General features: G+C 72.9%; 12 protein-coding genes. 3 read left to right on the forward strand and 9 right to left on the reverse strand.

Annotation, left to right across the window (positions count from 1 at the left end; all coding sequences use genetic code 11):
* Window positions 1-147: 147 nt before the first annotated feature.
* Entirely contained in the window at window positions 148-3,042 is a 2,895-nt protein-coding gene (locus ABZ449_RS33775; RefSeq protein ID WP_360353749.1) for a vitamin B12-dependent ribonucleotide reductase, read from the reverse strand.
* A gap of 207 nt (window positions 3,043-3,249) precedes the next feature.
* Window positions 3,250-3,750, reverse strand: a complete 501-nt coding sequence (nrdR, locus tag ABZ449_RS33780) for a transcriptional regulator NrdR (protein WP_360353751.1) — start codon at window positions 3,748-3,750, stop codon at window positions 3,250-3,252.
* 539 nt (window positions 3,751-4,289) lie between these two features.
* Between nrdR and lexA the strand changes: the two genes are divergently transcribed.
* Window positions 4,290-4,985, forward strand: a complete 696-nt coding sequence (gene lexA, locus ABZ449_RS33785) for a transcriptional repressor LexA (RefSeq protein WP_360353770.1) — start codon at window positions 4,290-4,292, stop codon at window positions 4,983-4,985.
* Window positions 4,986-5,126: 141 nt separating this feature from the next.
* Here lexA and ABZ449_RS33790 read toward each other — a convergent pair whose 3' ends face one another.
* The 5 genes from ABZ449_RS33790 to ABZ449_RS33810 are packed head-to-tail and all read right to left on the reverse strand — an operon-like array spanning window position 5,127 to window position 12,941.
* The gene (locus tag ABZ449_RS33790; protein WP_360353753.1) at window positions 5,127-7,256 is read right to left on the reverse strand and encodes an ATP-dependent DNA helicase; all 2,130 of its coding nucleotides are present in this window, start codon (window positions 7,254-7,256) and stop codon (window positions 5,127-5,129) included.
* Between the two features lie 12 nt (window positions 7,257-7,268).
* Entirely contained in the window at window positions 7,269-9,092 is a 1,824-nt protein-coding gene (locus ABZ449_RS33795; protein WP_360353755.1) for an IucA/IucC family siderophore biosynthesis protein, read from the reverse strand.
* On the reverse strand, window positions 9,070-10,551 hold the full coding sequence (locus ABZ449_RS33800) for a SidA/IucD/PvdA family monooxygenase (protein WP_360353757.1): 1,482 nt from the start codon (window positions 10,549-10,551) through the stop codon (window positions 9,070-9,072). The genes ABZ449_RS33795 and ABZ449_RS33800 overlap by 23 nt, the downstream gene beginning before the upstream one ends.
* 9 nt (window positions 10,552-10,560) lie before the next feature.
* Window positions 10,561-11,148, reverse strand: a complete 588-nt coding sequence (locus ABZ449_RS33805) for a GNAT family N-acetyltransferase (RefSeq protein WP_360353772.1) — start codon at window positions 11,146-11,148, stop codon at window positions 10,561-10,563.
* Window positions 11,145-12,941: an IucA/IucC family protein gene (locus ABZ449_RS33810; protein ID WP_360353758.1), complete on the reverse strand. Its 1,797-nt coding sequence runs from the start codon at window positions 12,939-12,941 to the stop codon at window positions 11,145-11,147. The genes ABZ449_RS33805 and ABZ449_RS33810 overlap by 4 nt, the downstream gene beginning before the upstream one ends.
* 425 nt (window positions 12,942-13,366) lie before the next feature.
* On the opposite strand from ABZ449_RS33810, the gene ABZ449_RS33815 reads away from it, so the two are divergent.
* Window positions 13,367-14,563: a hypothetical protein gene (locus ABZ449_RS33815; protein WP_360353760.1), complete on the forward strand. Its 1,197-nt coding sequence runs from the start codon at window positions 13,367-13,369 to the stop codon at window positions 14,561-14,563.
* Window positions 14,564-14,634: 71 nt separating this feature from the next.
* On the forward strand, window positions 14,635-15,753 hold the full coding sequence (locus ABZ449_RS33820) for a hypothetical protein (protein WP_360353762.1): 1,119 nt from the start codon (window positions 14,635-14,637) through the stop codon (window positions 15,751-15,753).
* A gap of 72 nt (window positions 15,754-15,825) precedes the next feature.
* Here ABZ449_RS33820 and hflX read toward each other — a convergent pair whose 3' ends face one another.
* Entirely contained in the window at window positions 15,826-17,328 is a 1,503-nt protein-coding gene (gene hflX, locus ABZ449_RS33825) for a GTPase HflX (RefSeq protein ID WP_360353764.1), read from the reverse strand.
* A gap of 209 nt (window positions 17,329-17,537) precedes the next feature.
* Window positions 17,538-17,998, reverse strand: a 461-nt coding sequence (locus tag ABZ449_RS33830) for an ACT domain-containing protein (protein ID WP_360353765.1), incomplete at its 5' end; no start/stop codon positions are given.

The following is a 17,998-nucleotide window of genomic DNA, read 5'->3' on the forward strand; positions in this document are numbered from 1 at the left end:
AACCCGTCACCCCCTGCGGACCGGACTCCACCCCCGAACGTGACATCGGCATTCCCGGGAACGCGAAAAAGCGGGGCGAGGACCGGAATGGTCCTCGCCCCGCTTCAGGGGGTCACCTCAGGAGGCGACCACCGGGGTCGAGCGTGGTCAGCTGCAGCCGCTGGTGGAGCCGCAGCCCTCGCAGAGGTAGCAGCTGCCGGCGCGGCGCATCTTGGTGCCGCAGGAGAAGCAGAGCGGGGCGTCGGCGTTGAGGCCGAGCTGGATCTCCATCAGCTCCGTGGAGTTGTGGGCCTGCTTCGGGGCCGCCTTGGGCGCCTCGACGGCCGGGGCCGGGACGGCGGCCGGCTTGGCGGCGACCGGGGCGGACTGGGCGAGCGACTCGGTGTCGAGCTCCTCCTCGGCCTCCAGCGGCTCGTACGAGCCCGTCTCCAGGTGGCGCTGGCGCTCCTCGACGGAGTGGATGCCGAGCGCCGAGCGGGTCTCGAACGGCAGGAAGTCGAGCGCCAGGCGGCGGAAGATGTAGTCGACGATCGACTGCGCCATCCGCACGTCCGGGTCGTCGGTCAGGCCGGCCGGCTCGAAGCGCATGTTGGTGAACTTCGAGACGTACGTCTCCAGCGGCACGCCGTACTGGAGGCCGACCGAGACGGCGATGGAGAAGGCGTCCATCATGCCCGCGAGGGTCGAGCCCTGCTTGGACATCTTCAGGAAGACCTCGCCCAGACCGTCGTCCGGGTAGGAGTTGGCGGTCATGTAGCCCTCGGCGCCACCGACCGTGAAGGAGGTGGTGATGCCCGGACGGCCCTTGGGCAGGCGCTTGCGGACCGGGCGGTACTCGACGACCTTCTCGACCACGGCGGCCGGGGCCTCCTCGGCCTTGGCCTCGGCGGTCTCGGAGTCCTTCTTCTTGGCCGAGAGCGGCTGGCCGACCTTCGAGTTTTCGCGGTAGATGGCGAGCGCCTTGACGCCCATCTTCCACGCCTCGAAGTAGATCTCCTCGACGTCCTCGACGGTCGCGGCGGCCGGCATGTTCACGGTCTTGGAGATGGCACCGGAGATCCACGGCTGGATCGCGGCCATCATCCGCACGTGGCCCATCGGAGAGATGGAGCGCTCGCCCATCGCGCAGTCGAACACCTCGTAGTGCTCGGGCTTCAGGCCCGGCGCGTCCACGACGTTGCCGTGCTCGGCGATGTGGGCGACGACCGCCTCGATCTGCTCGTCCAGGTAACCGAGGCGCTTGAGGGCGCGCGGGACGGTGCCGTTGACGATCTGCATCGAGCCGCCGCCGACCAGCTTCTTGAACTTGACCAGGGCGAGGTCGGGCTCGACGCCGGTGGTGTCGCAGTCCATCATCAGGCCGATGGTGCCGGTCGGGGCGAGCACCGAGGCCTGGGCGTTGCGGAAACCGTTCTGCGCGCCGATGCGCAGCACGTCCTGCCAGGCCTTGTTGGCGGCCAGCCGGACCGGGGCGTCCAGGTCGTCGAAGGAGACGGCGTCCAGCGAGGCGTCGGCGTGCTGCTTCATGACCTGCTGGTGCGGGGCCGCGTTGCGGGCGTAGCCGTCGTACGGGCCGACCACGCCGGCGAGTTCGGCGCCGCGGCGGTAGGCGGTGCCGGTCATCAGCGAGGTGATGGCGCCGGCCAGGGCGCGGCCGCCCTCGCTGTCGTAGGCGTGGCCGGTGGCCATCAGCAGGGCGCCGAGGTTGGCGTAGCCGATGCCGAGCTGGCGGTAGGCGCGGGTGGTCTCGCCGATCTTCTCGGTGGGGAAGTCCGCGAAGCAGATGGAGATGTCCATCGCGGTGATGACCAGCTCGACGACCTTGGCGAAGGTCGTGGCGTCGAAGGAGTCGTCGTCGCGCAGGAACTTCATCAGGTTCAGCGAGGCGAGGTTGCAGCTGGAGTTGTCCAGGTGCATGTACTCGGAGCAGGGGTTGGACGCGTTGATGCGGCCGGACTCCGGGCAGGTGTGCCAGTGGTTGATGGTGGTGTCGTACTGGATCCCGGGGTCGGCGCAGGCCCAGGCGGCCTCGGCCATCTTGCGGAACAGCTTCTTCGCGTCGACGGTCTCGATGACCTCGCCGGTCATCCGGGCGCGCAGGCCGAATTCGGTGCCGTTCTCGACGGCGGTCATGAATTCGTCGTTGACGCGGACCGAGTTGTTGGCGTTCTGGTACTGGACGGAGGTGATGTCGTCCCCGCCGAGGTCCATGTCGAAGCCCGCGTCGCGCAGGGCGCGGATCTTCTCCTCCTCCTTCACCTTGGTCTCGATGAAGGCCTCGACGTCCGGGTGGTCCACGTCGAGCACGACCATCTTGGCCGCGCGGCGGGTGGCGCCACCGGACTTGATGGTGCCGGCCGAGGCGTCGGCGCCGCGCATGAAGGAGACCGGGCCGGAGGCGTTGCCGCCGGAGGAGAGCAGCTCCTTGGAGGAGCGGATCCGGGAGAGGTTGAGGCCGGCGCCGGAGCCGCCCTTGAAGATCATGCCCTCTTCCTTGTACCAGTCGAGGATCGACTCCATGGAGTCGTCGACGGACAGGATGAAGCAGGCGCTGACCTGCTGGGGCTGCTTGGTGCCGACGTTGAACCAGACCGGCGAGTTGAAGCTGAACACCTGGTGGAGGAGGGCGTGCGTCAGCTCGTGCTCGAAGATCTCGGCGTCGTCCTTGGTGGCGAAGTAGCCGTGCTTCTCGCCGGCGGCGCGGTAGGTGAGCACCACGCGGTCGATGATCTGCTTCAGGCTCCACTCGCGCTGCGGGGTGCCGACGGCGCCGCGGAAGTACTTGGACGTGACGATGTTGACGGCGTTGACCGACCAGAAGTCGGGGAACTCGACGCCGCGCTGCTCGAAGTTGATCGAGCCGTCGCGCCAGTTGGTCATGACGACGTCGCGCCGCTCCCAGCGGACCTCGTCGTACGGGTGGACGCCAGGGGTGGTGTAGATGCGCTCCATCCGGAGACCGCCCTTCGGGGCCTTGGCGCCCTTGGCCGCGGCCTTCTCGGACTTCGACCCGCGCGCGGAACCGCTCGTGGTGTCTGTCACTTCTCGCTCCTCCTCCTGGGCAAACGCCCGAAGTGCCCCGAAAAGTCCGGGCACTGCTGGTTCGTTCTTCCGGTGTGCGGGCAGGCGGAGACCTTGCCTGCTTACGCACGGTTTGTAGTGTTCTGTGCCCAGTTTTCGGGCACGCGTGGGCCCCGCGGGGCCGTGGTGGTGCGACGGGGCCCGCCCGGGGCCCGGTGCCGGCGCCTCCTAGGGCGCGGCGGCGGAGACGGACACGGGGGTGTCGTCCGCCTCGGGGGCGCGGGGCCGCTCGGCGCGGAGTTCCGCGATGGCGGCCTCGAAGTCTTCCAGTCCGTCGTACGCCTGGTACACGGAGGCGAAGCGCAGGTAGGCGACCACGTCGAGTTCCTTGAGCGGACCGAGTATGGCCAGCCCCACGTCGTGGGTGGTCAGCTCGGCGTTGCCGCTGGCGCGCACGCACTCCTCGACCCGCTGGCCGAGCTGGGCCAGCGCGTCCTCGGTGACGGGGCGGCCCTGGCAGGCCTTGCGAACGCCGGTGATGACCTTCTGCCGGGAGAACGGCTCGGTGACGCCGCTGCGCTTGATGACCATCAGCGCGGCCGTCTCCACCGTGGTGAAGCGGCGGCCGCAGTCCGGGCACTGCCGACGACGGCGGATGCAGCTGCCGTCCTCGGTGGTCCGGCTGTCGACAACGCGGCTGTCGGAGTGCCGGCAGAAGGGGCAGTGCACCTGGGGATCCCTCCCTGGCAGAACGTTCGGACCGTTTGAGTCTAAGCGATGTGCCCCCGACCTCGGCAAGCTGATCATGCCGGGCGACCACTAGTACTGGGCACGGAGAGGACTGTAGCCACTACATCTAGGAGTCCGGGGGAGGTGAGCGCCGTGGCGTGTCGACGTCGGGGCGGCGCCGATTAGACTGCCGGAGTCGAGTTCTTCTCGAACATTTACTCGATGTACAACAAAGCCTTGATCGAGTCAGTCAACTCCCGAATAATTCACTCGAACGTGTGTTTGGCGCAACCTTTCGATAGGAGGCGCGTTGGGCTGGAAAAGGGAGAGGACAGCCGTCGAGAGGGGCCGCCGTGAACACGATCGAAAGCAACACCATCCCGGTGCAGGAACACTCCCAGTTCAAGGTGGGGCAGCGCACCACGAATCAGCAGGGTGTGGACATCAGCATGGACCGTAGCGAAGACCACCGTCTCCCCGGCGCGGCCCTGCCCGGGGCGCCCCGCGTTCCGGACCAGCCGATCGAACACTCCACCGCCATGGACGACACCCATCCCTCCCCCGCCCGCGCGATGCCCGGCCGCCCCCCCGGCATCCGCACCGACGAGGCCGGTCTCACCGAGCGCCAGCGCCGGGTGATCGAGGTCATCAGGGATTCCGTCCAGCGCCGCGGCTACCCGCCGTCCATGCGCGAGATCGGCCAGGCCGTCGGCCTGTCCAGCACCTCCTCGGTCGCCCACCAGCTGATGGCCCTGGAGCGCAAGGGCTTCCTGCGCCGGGATCCGCACCGCCCGCGCGCCTACGAGGTGCGCGGCGTCGAGGTGGCCCGCCCGAACACCGCCGAGACGGCCGGCCGGCCGTCCACCTCCTACGTTCCGCTGGTCGGCCGGATCGCCGCCGGCGGGCCGATCCTGGCCGAGCAGACGGTCGAGGACGTCTTCCCGCTGCCCCGGCAGCTGGTCGGCGAGGGCGAGCTGTTCGCGCTCACCGTGCGGGGCGACTCGATGATCGAGGCCGCCATCTGCGACGGCGACTGGGTCACCGTGCGCCGCCAGCCGGTCGCCGAGAACGGCGACATCGTCGCCGCGATGATCGACGGCGAGGCCACCGTCAAGCGGCTCAAGCGTGAGGACGGCCGGATCTGGCTGATGCCGCACAACTCGGCGTACGAGCCGATCAACGGCGACAACGCGACCATCCTGGGCAAGGTCGTCGCCGTCCTGCGCCGCCTCTGACCTCCTTCCGCCACCGACAGCACCGGGAAGGGGCTCCACCGCTCGTGCGGGGAGCCCCTCCGGCGTTTCGACCCGGAGGACGTGAATCCGGAAACCGGGGAACCGGGGAACCCAAGAGCACGGAGCCCGCGGGCCGCCCCCTCAGCCCCGCTTCACCACCGGCCGCACCGGCGCCGCCGAGGCGTCGATCGCCGCCAGCGAGCGGCGCACCTGGTTGCGGTCCGTGGTGTACCAGAACTCGGGCATCGAGGACCGGAAGAAGCTCCCGTACCGCTTGGTCTCCACCCGCGGGTCCAGCACCGCGACCACGCCCCGGTCGTCGGCCGCGCGCACCAGCCGACCCGCGCCCTGCGCCATCAGCAACGCCGCGTGCGTCGCCGCGACGGCCATGAAGCCGTTCCCGCCGCGCTGTTCGACGTCCTTCTGGCGGGCGCTCATCAGCGGGTCGTCCGGCCGGGGGAACGGGATCCGGTCCATCACGACCAGCTGGCAGGCCGAGCCGGGCACGTCGACGCCCTGCCAGAGCGAGAGCGTGCCGAACAGGCAGGTGGTGGCGTCCGAGGCGAACTCCCGGATCAACTCGCCCAGGGTGTCCTCGCCCTGGAGCAGGACGCGGTGGTCCAGCCGCTCGCGCATCGCCTCGGCGGCCGTCTGGGCTCCCCGCATCGAGGAGAACAGACCCAGCGTCCGCCCTCCGGCCGCGCCGATCAGCTCGGCCAACTCGTCCAGCATGTCCGGCCGTTCGGGATCGCGCCCGGGGTCGGCCAGGTGCTTGGCGACGTACAGGATGCCCTGCTTGGGGTACTTGAACGGCGAGCCGACGTCGATCCCGCGCCAGTGCGGCACCGCGTCCTCGCCGAAGGCCGGGCCGGACTCCGGGTTGTCCCCGGCGGTGCGGACGTCCGGCAGCCGCGTCTCGGAGGGCAGGCCGACGGAGGCGGCGACGCCGTTGAAGTCCCCGCCGAGCTTGAGCGTGGCCGAGGTGAGGACGACCGAGCGCTCCTTGTACAGCCCCTCGCGCAGCAGCCCGGAGACGCTCAGCGGGGCGACCCGCAGCGAGGCGGTGCCCAGCCCGTAGCGGTCGCTGCGCTCGATCCAGACCACGTCGTACTCGGAGTCCTCCAGCAGCCGCTCGGCCGTCTCGTGCAGCGCCTCGGCCGAGGCCATCGCCTGCTTGCGGACGGCGTCCTCGTCGCTGAGCCCCTTGTCCCTGGTCTCGCCCAGCGAGGTGATCACCTGGCGGGAGGCGTCCCGGATCGCGGTGACCGCGTACGCCAGGTACTCGGGCAGCTCCTCGACCCGGCCGGGCTGGGCGGTCTCCATCAGGCCGTGGTAGTTCTCGGCGGCGGCCTGGAGCGCGTCGACCGCCTTCTCGTTGGCCAGCCGCGCGGCCCGCTTCACCGCCCGGTTGACCGCGCCGACGGTCAGCTCGGCGGTGGCCGCGCCGGTGACCCGGTTGACCAGCTCGTGCGCCTCGTCCACGATCAGCAGCCCGTGCTCGGGCAGCACCGGCGCGCCCTCGATCGCGTCGATCGCGAGCATCGCGTGGTTGGTGACCACGACGTCCGCCAGCTTGGCCCGCTCCCGCGCCTTCTCCGCGAAGCACTCCTGCCCGTACGGACAGCGCGTGGCGCCCAGGCACTCCTTGGAGGTGACCGACAGCTGGGCCCAGGCCTTGTCGGAGACGCCGGGGCTGAGGTCGTCGCGGTCCCCGGTCTCGGTCTCGTCGGCCCAGTCACGCAGCCGCAGCACGTCCTGCCCGAGCTTCCCGGTGGGCCCGCCGAGTGCGTCCACCGGGTCGAACAGGCCCTCGCCCTCCTCGCTCGGGGTGCCCTCGTTGGCCCGGTGCAGGCACAGGTAGTTGGAGCGGCCCTTGAGCATCGCGAACAGCGGGCGGCGGCGCAGCACCGGGTGCAGCGCCTCGACGGTGCGCGGCAAGTCCCGCTCCACCAGTTGGCGTTGCAGCGCGAGGGTGGCGGTGGCGACGACCACGCGGTCGCCGTGGGCGAGCGCGGGCACCAGGTAGGCCAGGGACTTCCCGGTGCCGGTGCCGGCCTGGACGAGCAGGTGCTCGCCGTGGTCGACGGCGTCGGCGACGGCCTCGGCCATCCGGACCTGGCCGGGGCGCTCCACACCGCCTACGGCCGCCACCGCGGCGTGCAGCAGTTCGGGGATCCGCGAGCGCGGGACGGCGACGGCTTCCTCGGCCTCGTCGCCGGGGAGCGCCGCCCGCTGGGATTCGGAGTCGTGGGATTCGGAGTCGTTCGTCATGACCCTCCCACCCTACGGGGCGGGGGTGACAATCCGGTCCCGTTGCGCGGGCAGTCGCACGTCCACGGCGACCAGCGCGTTCGGCACGGTCCCGTACCGGGCGGCGTGGGGGCGGTGCGGGCGGTCCTGGTAGCCGTCCAGCAGCAGCCGGTTGCGGTTGAGGCAGAGCCGGTCGATCCGGGGGCGGAACAGGTCGAACAGCTCGAAGCGCTCGCACAGCTCGGGGAAACGGGCCTGGTAGCGCAGCACCTCGGCGCGCAGCAGCGCCCAGAAGTCGGTCTCGGGCAGCCCGGTCTGCGCCTCCAGCAGCGGGGCGAGGTAGCGGAAGACGCCGATGAACAGCCCGGAGTGGATGAACTGGCAGAGCCCCTGCGGGCTCTCCCGCAGCAGCACCTCGGCCACCTCGGCGGGCAGTGCGTCCAGTTCGGGCAGGCTCTGCGCGCTGAGGTTGACGTCGTCCACGAAGTCCTTGACCGCGAGCCGGACCGGCGCGTCGGACGGGTCGAAGACCACGATGGCGTTCTCGCCGTGCGGGGAGAAGACCAGCCCGTAGCGGTAGAGGAAGTGCAGCAGCGGGGGCATCATCGCGGCGAACAGCCGGGCGGTCCAGTCGCCGGGGAGCAGGCCGGAGCGGTCGATCAGCTCTGCGGCGAGCGCCCGCCCGTCGGAGCCGGTCTGCAGCAGCGCGGCCAGGGTGCGGGCCCGCTCGCCGCCGTCCAGGAAGGGCCCGAGCGGCTGGCGCCAGATCGCGCCGAGCAGCTCCTTGTACTGGTACGGCGCCTCGGGCAGCTCGCGGTAGAGCGGGTGGTCGACGGTGACGGAGGCGATCTCGCCGAGCAGGATCACCCGGCACTCGTCGCGCAGGTACGGGTCGGCGTCGCGCAGCCCGAGCAGCCAGGCGGTGACGGCGGGCGCGGCCAGCGTGCGCTCGACCGGCAGCCCGCGCCAGACCAGGGTGTTCAGGATGGACAGCGGCAGTTTGACGGTGCAGCGTTCGGGGTGGGCGGTGTTGAAGAAGGAGCGGATGGACTGCTGGGGCAGCCGTGGATCGCCGTCCGAGGGCAGCGGAACGATCTCGCCGGAGGCGATCCAGGGGGCGAACAGCGGCAGGACCGTCTCGTCCCACTGCCACGGGTGCACGGGCAGCAGCAGGTAGTCCTCCGCGGCCGGGCCGAGCACGGCGCGCAGCGCGTCCACGTCGTCCAGCTCGCGGTCGTACAGCTGCTCGGGCCGTTCGAGACCGGGCACCCCGCGGTACTCGGCGAGCCGGCGGTGGACGGCGATCCAGGGCAGCGGGCGCGGGCTGCGGGCCTCGGGGGCCCAGCGGGCGGCGTCGCTGCCGGAGAAGCCGATCCGGCCCTTGTTGGGCACGATCCAGGGGTGGCCGGTCTGCCGGCCCTCCAGGGCGGCGTGGTCGAGGTCGGCGAGTTCGGCGGCGGTCAGCGCGGTGGCGAGCTGGCGGGCGTCGGAGGTCAGGGTGGCGGAGAGCTCGCGGATCAGGTGGCCGGTGGTCTCGCCGCGCATGCCGAGGGTCTGCCGGGCGTACGGGAGGAAGCGCAGCGGATCCAGGCCGTCCGGGCGGGTGCAGTGGACCGAGTCCGGGTCGACCTGCCAGCTGTCGTAGGCGCCGCGCCGGGCGGTGAAGCGGTACTCGGCCTCGGGCAGCTCCAGCCGGTACTCGCCGGGCTCCTCGCCGGGGACGGGCCGCAGCAGTTCCTCGTAGGCGAACTCGCCCAGCATCTTGGCCAGCAGGGCGCGGCCGGCCCGCTGCCAGTGCCCGGCGGTGAGGTGCGGGGGCAGGTGCAGCGGCGGTTCAGCGGCCGACGGTTGCGGCACGGGTCAACTCCTGGGGGCGGGGGACGACGGGGGTCCGGTCGTGGTCGTAGGGCGCGAGGTCGGAAGCGGGCCCGGCGGGAGCAGGCCCGGGAGCGGTCGGGGAAGCGCCGGCGGGCCCGGAAGCGGGAGCGGGAGCGGGAGCGGGTACGGGCGGCGCGAAGCCGGTCCAGGCGGTGCGGTCGGGCAGCCGGTGGACGGTGCGCCCGGTGACGGCGTTGAGGATCACCGCGGCCCGGTGGGCCCCGAGTCCGAGGTCGGGGGTGCCGACGCCGTGGGTGTGCAGTTCGGCGTTCTGGACGTACAGCCCGCCGGTGAGTTCGGTCCGGGTGGCGACCCGGTGGTCCAGGTCGACCCGGTAGCGCCCGGCCTCGTCCCAGTCGATCAGTTCGGCGAGCGGTTCGAGCGCGGCCGGTCGGGCCGCCCGGTAGCCGGTGGCGAGCACCACGGCGTCGGTGCGCAGCAGGTGCTCGGCGCCGGAGTCGGTGTGCCGGCAGTGCAGTTCGAGGCCGCCGCAGGGGCCCGGCCGGGCGGCGGTGACGGCGGTGCCGGGGGTGATCTCGACCGGGGCGGTGTCGATCGGCCGGCCGATGGTGCGCTCGTAGAGGTGGTCGTGGATCTCGGCGAGGGTCTCGGCGCTGGCGGCCTTGTGCAACTGCCACTGGGCGGTGACCAGCGCGTCCCGGACGGGTGCGGGCAGGCCGTGGAAGTAGCGGGTGTAGTCGGGGGTGAAGTGCTCCAGGCCGAGCTTCGAGTACTCCATGGGGGCGAGCGCCCTGGTGCGGGTGAGCCAGCGCAGCCGGACGCCGTCGCCCTCGTGGCGCCGGAGCAGGTCGAGGAAGACCTCGGCGCCGGACTGTCCGCTGCCGACCACGGTGATGTCCCGGGCTCCGGCCAGGTCGGCGCGGCGGTCGAGGTACTCGGCGGAGTGGAAGGCGCGCGGGTGGCCGGCCAGTTCGGCGAAGGCCTCGGGGTGCACCGGCCGGGTGCCGACGCCGAGGGCGAGGTTGCGGGCCCTGACCTCGCGGCGCCGGCCGGTCGCGGTGTCGGTCAGCTCGGCGCGGTACCAGGGCGCGTCCCAGTGCAGGGCGGTGACCTCGGTGCCGAAGCGGCAGTTGGCCAGCCGCTCGGCGGCCCAGCGGCAGTAGTGGTCGTACTCGCGGCGCGGCAGCTGGAAGCGCTCGGCGAAGTAGAACGGGAAGAGCCGGTCCTGGTCGCGCAGGTAGTTGAGGAAGGACCACGGGCTGGTCGGGTCGACCAGGGAGACCAGGTCGGCGAGGAACGGCACCTGCATCCGGGCGCCGTCCACCAGCATCCCGTGGTGCCAGCGGAACTCCGGGCGCTGGTCGCAGAAGAGCGTGCGCAGGCCGGGGACGGGCTCGGCGAGCGCGGCGAGCGAGAGGTTGAACGGGCCGATGCCGACGCCGAGCAGGTCGTACGCAGGGGGTGTCGAGGTGTCCACAGGGGTGTCCTAGGCGGGGAGTTGGGCCTGCGCGGCGGGCCCGTCGGCCCGGTCGCGGACCATCAGGGCGGCGCGTTTGCCGGGCAGGTCGAGTTCGGCGGCGGCTCGGAATCCGGCCCTTTCGAAGGCCCGGACGGACCGCCGGTTGCGGACGTCCGGCTCGGCCACCACCCGTTCGCAGCGCGGATTCCGGCGAAGAATCAATTCTGCGAGGGCGGCGAGGAGGACGGCGCCCAGGCCCCGGCCGCGGCTGGCGGCGGGGCCGAGCAGCAGGTGCACGCCGGTGTCGTACGGCCGGGCGGGGTAGTGCGCGGCGAGCGGGTCGAGGTCGGCGCGGTAGACCTCCCAGTAGCTCATCGGCTCGCCGTCGAGCAGGCCGAGGCAGGGCAGGCTCCGGCCGTCGCCGTCCTGCTGGGCCCGGACGTGCCGTTCGGTGACCTCCGGCGGCCCGGCGAGCTCCCAGAAGGCGTCGACCTCCGGGTCGTTCATCCACCCGGCGAGCAGCGCCAGGTCGGCGGGCAGCCGGACCGGGCCGAGCCGGAACTCGCCGGCCGGGGTGGGGACGGCGCCCCACCCGGGCAGGTCGTGCGGCATCAGGCGCCCGCCACCGGGTTGGGGATGTCCACGTACACGGACTGGCTGGCGACCGGGCCGACCAGCTCGTCCATGCCGTTGATCCGGGTGAGCAGGTTGGCCTTGCAGGGCAGTGTGGGCGCGTCCAGCAGCAGCGCGGGCAGCGCCGAGCCGGTGGCGGCGGCCCGCGGCCCGGCCAGGAACCGGCGCAGCGCCGCCAGCAGCACCGTTTCGTCGGCGAGCCGTTGGGAGCCGAAGGCGCCGATCAGGCCGAGCACGTGGTTGATGCCGAGGTAGTAGGCGAAGTGGTGGTCGATCACCTCGTCCGGCAGGAAGGTGTCGCTGTCCGTGCCGAGCCCGGGCAGCCGGGCGGCGAGCCCGGCGGTGGCGCTCTCCCGGTAGTAGTAGCCCTGGTTGTCGCGGTAGCGGCCGCCGCGGGGCCAGCCGTCGGCGTCCAGCAGCACCAGACTGTTCTGCTGGTGGGCCTCCAGGGCGATGCCGCCCCGGCCGTCCAGCCAGAGGATGGGCAGCACGACCGCGTCCAGGTAGCGCAGGAACCATTCGGCGGCCACGGTCGGCAGCGGGCGGGCGCAGCGCAGGGCCAGCGCCCGCAGGATGTCGCCGAGCCGGGAGGGCACGGTGTCGCCGCTGCCGAGCGGTTGTTCGGCGACCAGCCCGGCGACGCACAGCACGCGGTCGGTGGGTGCGAAGGGCTGGGCACGCAGCACGGTGTCCAGGCCGCCCGGGTCGCCGAGGTCGGGGTGGTCGACGCCGATCCAGGCCGGGTCGCGGACGATGTCGAAGCCGGGGTGGGCGGACCGCCACTCGGCGGCCAGTCCGCTCTCCAGCAGCCGGTGCATCTCCAGGCCGCGGTGCAGTTCCTTGCGCAGGTTCTCCCGGCGGGAGTTGGTGATCCGCAGGCCGAGCGAGAGCTTGAGCATCCACGGGGTGCCGGGCCGGTAGACGGTGCGCACCGAGGAGGTGGGGTACCAGGGCTCACCGGCCGGGCCGAGGTCGTGCAGCAACCCGTCGGCCAGCAGTGCGGCGACGGCCGGGCGGTGGGCGAGTTCGCGGGCCTGCCAGGGGTGCAGCGGGAGGGCCGCGGTGCCGGGCGGCAGCGCCGGGCCGTCGTCGAGCAGGCCGGCGGTGAGCTGCTCGGCGCTCTCGGCGACGGCGGAGCCGGCCGCGAGCAGTGCGCGGTCCACCGCGTACCAGTGCAGCTGGAAGGAGCCGTGCAGTTCGGGCGAGTAGGCGGCGCTCTGGGCCGGGCCGAGGCCGTCGCGGCTCTTGGGCGTGGGGTGCAGCGGGTGGCCGAGCAGCAGGGACTGCTCGGCGGCGAGGAAGTGCGAGCGCTCCGGGCCGCCGGGCGCGGCGGCGGTGCGGCGGTGGGCGAGGATCTCGGCGGTGCGCACGACCGAGTCGGCGACCCGGCCGGCCAGGTCGGCGACCTGGCCGGGGTCGGGCCGTTCGGCGGCCGCGGCGGCGAGCAGCGCGGCGGCCGTGACGGCGTCGACCGGGGCCTCGGCGCCGCCCTCGCCGGCCGCGAGGGTGGCGGGCCCGAAGCGGTGCCAGCCGCCGGGCGACCAGTAGCGGACCGGGGCGGTGAGTCGGGCGGCTCCGCCGAGGACGGCGATCCGCAGTCGGCCGTCCGGGCCGGGCCGGGCTCCGGTCTCCCGCGTCCAGCAGCGCAGCAGGGCCTCCAGTCCGGCCTGTTCGGCGGCGACGGCCGGGTCGGGGTGCAGCAGCGGGTCGTGCCCGGAGGCCCGCTCCACGGTGGGCGGCGGTACGGGCGGGGCTCCGGTGAGGGCGGTGCTCAAGGCTGCTCCTTGGGGCGCGTGGGGGTGCGGACGCGCACTGTGGTGGAGGGGATCGGCGGGCGCTCACACCGTCGCGTCAGGTAAGGGTTACCTATCCCTGACGGGTGATCACAAGGACCGCTCACTCGTCCGGGTGAGAATCGGCGATTGTGCACATTCGGGACCGAATGCCCTGCTGGGGCGGTGAGGCGGCCGGGCCCGGATCACGGATCGGTGACCTCCGGCCCGCACCGCAACCCGGGGGGCGGGCACCGCCGTCCTCCTCGGCGATGGAAGACTCCAGGACGGCGGACCGCGCACCGCGGACCGGCCGGGCACCCGCCACCCCGGCGCGGAGCCACCCGGCACCACCCGGTGACCCGGCGTCATCCGGCGCCCAGGCACCACCCGGCACCCACCGCCCGAGCACAGGGGGAAGCGCACAGATGCCAACGATCCACCGGTCAGCCCTGGCCGCCGCCCTGGCCGCGGGCACCCTGTTCGCCGTGAGCGCCTGCGGGCCGGACGGCCCGGCGGGCGGCGGCGGGACCAGCGCCGCGCCGCCGCCCTCCTCCACGGCGTCCCCGGCCGCGGGCACGGGCGGGGCGATCGGCGGGATCACCCTCCCGTCCGGGCTGCCGACCAGCCTGTTGGAGGGGCTGCCCAGAACCTGGGACGACCTGAAGAAGTGGAAGTTCGAGGACTGGGACAAGTGGGCGTCCAAGCACGTCTTCAACAACCCGGTGGTGAAGGACTTCTGGGACCCGGACAAGATGGGCGACTCCAAGCCCGCCGACCCCGCCCCGCCCGTCGCCAAGCCCGCCCCCGCCACTCCCGCGCCGGCCACCGACGACGGCGTGACCGACCCCGAGCCCCCGGTGGTCAAGGCCGTCGCGGTGCCCCGCCCGTACACCAAGCAGCCCTCCGGCAAGGTGTTCTTCTCCGCTCAGGGCGGCCGCGGCAACTGCTCGGCGACGGTGATCACCGACCCGCAGCACCCGGGCAGGAGCAACCTGGTCTGGACGGCCGGTCACTGCGTGCACGAGGGCAAGGGCGGGAGCTTCTACAAGGACCTGGTCTTCGTGCCCGCCTACAACAACTCGGGTGCCTCCAGCGGCGGCAAGCGGGCCCCGCTGTCCGAGCTGGCCCCGCTCGGCACCTGGTGGGCCGAGCAGGTCACCGCCTCGCCGCAGTGGATGGTCGAGGGCGGCGGCAGTGGCGACGCCGCCAACCAGTACGACTTCGCGGTCATGCGCGTGCGCAACCAGAACGACACCGGCAAGTCCCTGGAGGAGACGGTCGGTTCGGCCGTCCCGGTCTGGTTCGACGCGCCGCGCGACCAGCTCAAGGTCTCGGCCGTCGGCTACCCGCTCGTCAAGCCGTTCGACGGCCAGGAGCTGTACAAGTGCGACGGCGGCAAGCCGACCCGGCTCTCCTTCGACGCCAAGCGCCCGACGATGCTGACCATCGGCTGCAACATGACCCAGGGCGCCAGTGGCGGCGGCTGGTTCGCCACCATGCCCGACGGCAGGACGGCACTGGTCAGCAACACCTCGATCGGCACCCAGGAGCACACCACGCTGAGCGGCCCCTACCTGGAGGCGGTCGCCCGGCAGGCGCTGGACTGGATCTCCAAGAAGTAGCAGCCGTTCGAAGGAAGCAGCCGCCGGGGGGCGGTACGGAACCACCAGCGCAGCACGGGGGACGAGCCAGCATGCCGACAACCACCAGCCGGCGGCGCCGGGCCGCGACGGCCTGCGCCGCGCTGCTCGCCGCGCTCGCGCTGGGCGCGTCCGGGTGCGGCCCGGACGGCCCGCCCCGGCCCGCCACCGCGCCCCTGGCCCTGCCCCGGTCCGCGCCCACCAGCCTGGGCGACCTCACCGGCTGGAAGGTGGAGGACTGGGACCGCTACGTCGCCGACAGCGCCTTCTCCGGCGACGCGGCGCCCGGCTCCTGGACGGCGGCCCGGATGGACACCGCCAAGCCCCGGCCCACCCCGGAGCACTCCCTCGCCGCCCCCGCGGCGGCCGGCGTCGAACAGGACGCCCCGCCCGCCGCCGTCCCGGCCGCGCCGCAGCCGCACCCGTACGGCCGGGCCGGCGCGGTGGTCGGCCGGCTCTTCATGACCACCCCGCAGGGCGACGCCGTCTGCTCCGCCACCGTGGTCTCCGACCCGGTCGCCCCCGGCCGCAGCAACCTCGTCTACACCGCCGCGCACTGCCTGCACGACGGCAAGGGCGGCGGCTGGCTGAAGAACCTGGTCTTCGTGCCCGGCTTCAACCGGGACGGCCGGATGGTCCACGGCAAGCCGAACCCGGACCAGCAGGCCGCCCCGTACGGCCGGTGGACGGCGGTGCGCGCGCTGGTCTCGCCGACCTGGCTCCAGGAGGGCGGTGTCGGCGCCCGCAACCAGTACGACTACGGCGTGCTGCGGGTGCGCGGCGAGGACGGCTCCGGAAGGTCCCTGGAGGAGACGGTCGGCGGCTCGGTGCCGATCTGGTTCAACGCCCCGCGCGAGCAGATCACCACGACCGCCGCCTTCGGCTACCCCGCCGAGCGGCCGTTCGACGGCCTGGAGCTCGAACAGTGCGACTCCCCGGTCGCGCCCGGGCGGCTCTCCTTCGACCGGACCCGCCCGCCGATGTACGTGATCGGCTGCTCCATGACGGCCGGCGCCTCCGGCGGCGGCTGGTTCGTCACCCGGGACGGCAAGCCCAACCTGATCAGCGTCGGCGCGGTGGGCGACCGCAATCCGGCCGGCTACCAGGCCGGGCCCTCCCTGCAGGACCAGGCCAAGCAGGCCTTCGACTACTTCGCCAAGAACGTCAGGTAGCCCCCGCGGGGGCACGGGAAAGGGCCCCCGGAAACCGCGACGGTTTCCAGGGGCCCTCCGCGTACCGGGGCCTCAGCCCTGCAGGGCCACGGCGAAGTACTCCAGCTCGGCGGCCAGCTCGGCCGGCACCTTGGCGTGCAGCAGGGTGCCCTCGCCGGTGTGCTCGGTGGAGATCAGCTCTCCCTCGGCGTGCACCCGGGAGACCAGCGCGCCCTGGGTGTAGGGCACCAGGGCCCGCACCTCGACCGCCGGACGCGGCAGCTCGTCGTCGATGAGCTGCAGCAGCTCCTCGATGCCCGCTCCGCTGCGGGCCGACACCACGATGGCGTGCGGCTCGCGGCGCAGCAGGCGCTGGAGCACGTGCGGATCGGCGGCGTCCGCCTTGTTGATCACCACGATCTCCGGCACGTTCTGCGCGTCGACCGAGACGATGACCTCGCGGACGGCGGCCAGCTGCGTCTCCGGCTCGGGGTGCGAGCCGTCCACCACGTGCAGGATGAGGTCGGCGTCGGCGACCTCCTCCATGGTCGAGCGGAAGGCCTCGACCAGGTGGTGCGGCAGGTGCCGGACGAAGCCGACGGTGTCGGCCAGGGTGTAGAGCCGCCCGCTCGGGGTCTCGGCCCGGCGCACGGTCGGGTCCAGGGTGGCGAACAGCGCGTTCTCCACCAGGACGCCCGCGCCGGTGAGCCGGTTGAGCAGCGAGGACTTGCCGGCGTTGGTGTACCCGGCGATGGCCACGGACGGCACCTGGTGGCGCTTGCGCTCCTGGCGCTTGGTGTCGCGGCCCTTCTTCATGTCGGCGATCTCCTTGCGGAGCTTCGCCATCTTCTCGCGGATCCGGCGCCGGTCGGTCTCGATCTTGGTCTCACCGGGACCACGGGTGGCCATGCCGCCGCCCGAGGTGCCGGAGCCACCGCCACCCATCTGCCGGGACAGCGACTGACCCCAGCCGCGCAGGCGCGGCAGCATGTACTGCATCTGCGCGAGCGAGACCTGCGCCTTGCCCTCCCGGGACTTGGCGTGCTGGGCGAAGATGTCCAGGATCAGGGCCGTCCGGTCGACGACCTTGACCTTGACCACGTCCTCCAGGTGGATCAGCTGCCCGGGCGTGAGCTCACCGTCGCAGACCACGGTGTCGGCGCCGCTGGCGGCGACGATGTCGCGCAGCTCCTTCGCCTTGCCGGAGCCGATGTAGGTGGCCGCGTCGGGCTTGTCGCGGCGCTGGATGAGGCCGTCCAGCACCTGGGAGCCGGCCGTCTCGGCGAGCGCGGCGAGCTCGGCCATCGAGTTCTCCGCCTCCTCCAGCGTGCCGTCGGTCCAGACGCCGACGAGCACCACGCGCTCCAGGCGGAGCTGGCGGTACTCGACCTCGGTGACGTCTTCGAGTTCGGTGGAGAGGCCGGCGACGCGGCGCAGGGCGGCTCGCTCACTGCGGTCGTACTGGTCGCCGTCGTAGTGGTGGCCGAGGTCCTCGTCGATGGCCGCGAGGTCCTCGTCCATGAGGGCTTCCGCCCGCAGACCGTCGAGGCGGCGCGGAGCGTCGGCGTGGTCGCGGGTGTCGAACGTGGAGGTCATTCTGTCCTTTGGCTCGCTGGTACGGGTGGCCTTCGGGGGCCGCGGTGGCGGTCCCGTACGGAGTCTGCCCAGCTGCCGCCCCGGCTACCGTCCGGGCGGGGAGAGCTACCCCTCGGGTCCTCGGGCTGCCGCCCGGGCTCCTGTGCCCGGACAACGCCGTGGACCGGCCGTGAATTCCCCATGATGGTCGCACGCCCGGCGCGGGCCGGTCATCCCGATTTCCCCCGGGCTACCGGGCCGAGCGGCCGCTCCCCCGGTTCCCGGCCGCCCTCCGGGGCCTGCGGGCGGCTCACGTCGTACACCCCGGAGACCTTGAGCATCGCCCGCATCAGCCCGGGCAGGGCGGCCGGCTCGGGCAGTTCGACGGTGTAGGTGTGCCGGACCCGGGACTCCTGCGGCGGTTCGACCTCGGCCGACACGATGCCGACGCCGGCGCCGGAGATCGCCGCGGTGAGGTCGGCGAGCAGCCGGGGCCGGTTCAGCGCCTCGGCCCGCAGGGTGACCCGGTGCCCGGCCGCCGGGGCGCCCTGCGGCTGCCAGCGGACCTCCAGCTCGGCCCGCCCGTCCGCGCGCATCCGCCGGTGGACGGCTCGACGGGACCGGTCCGGAGGCCACTGCGGCCCGCATCGACCGGTGTGCGCGGTGGTTCCGGCGCGCCGGAGTGGGCGAC

The sequence above is a fragment of the Kitasatospora sp. NPDC005856 genome (assembly GCF_040629945.1).
In the GTDB taxonomy this organism is placed as follows: domain Bacteria; phylum Actinomycetota; class Actinomycetes; order Streptomycetales; family Streptomycetaceae; genus Kitasatospora.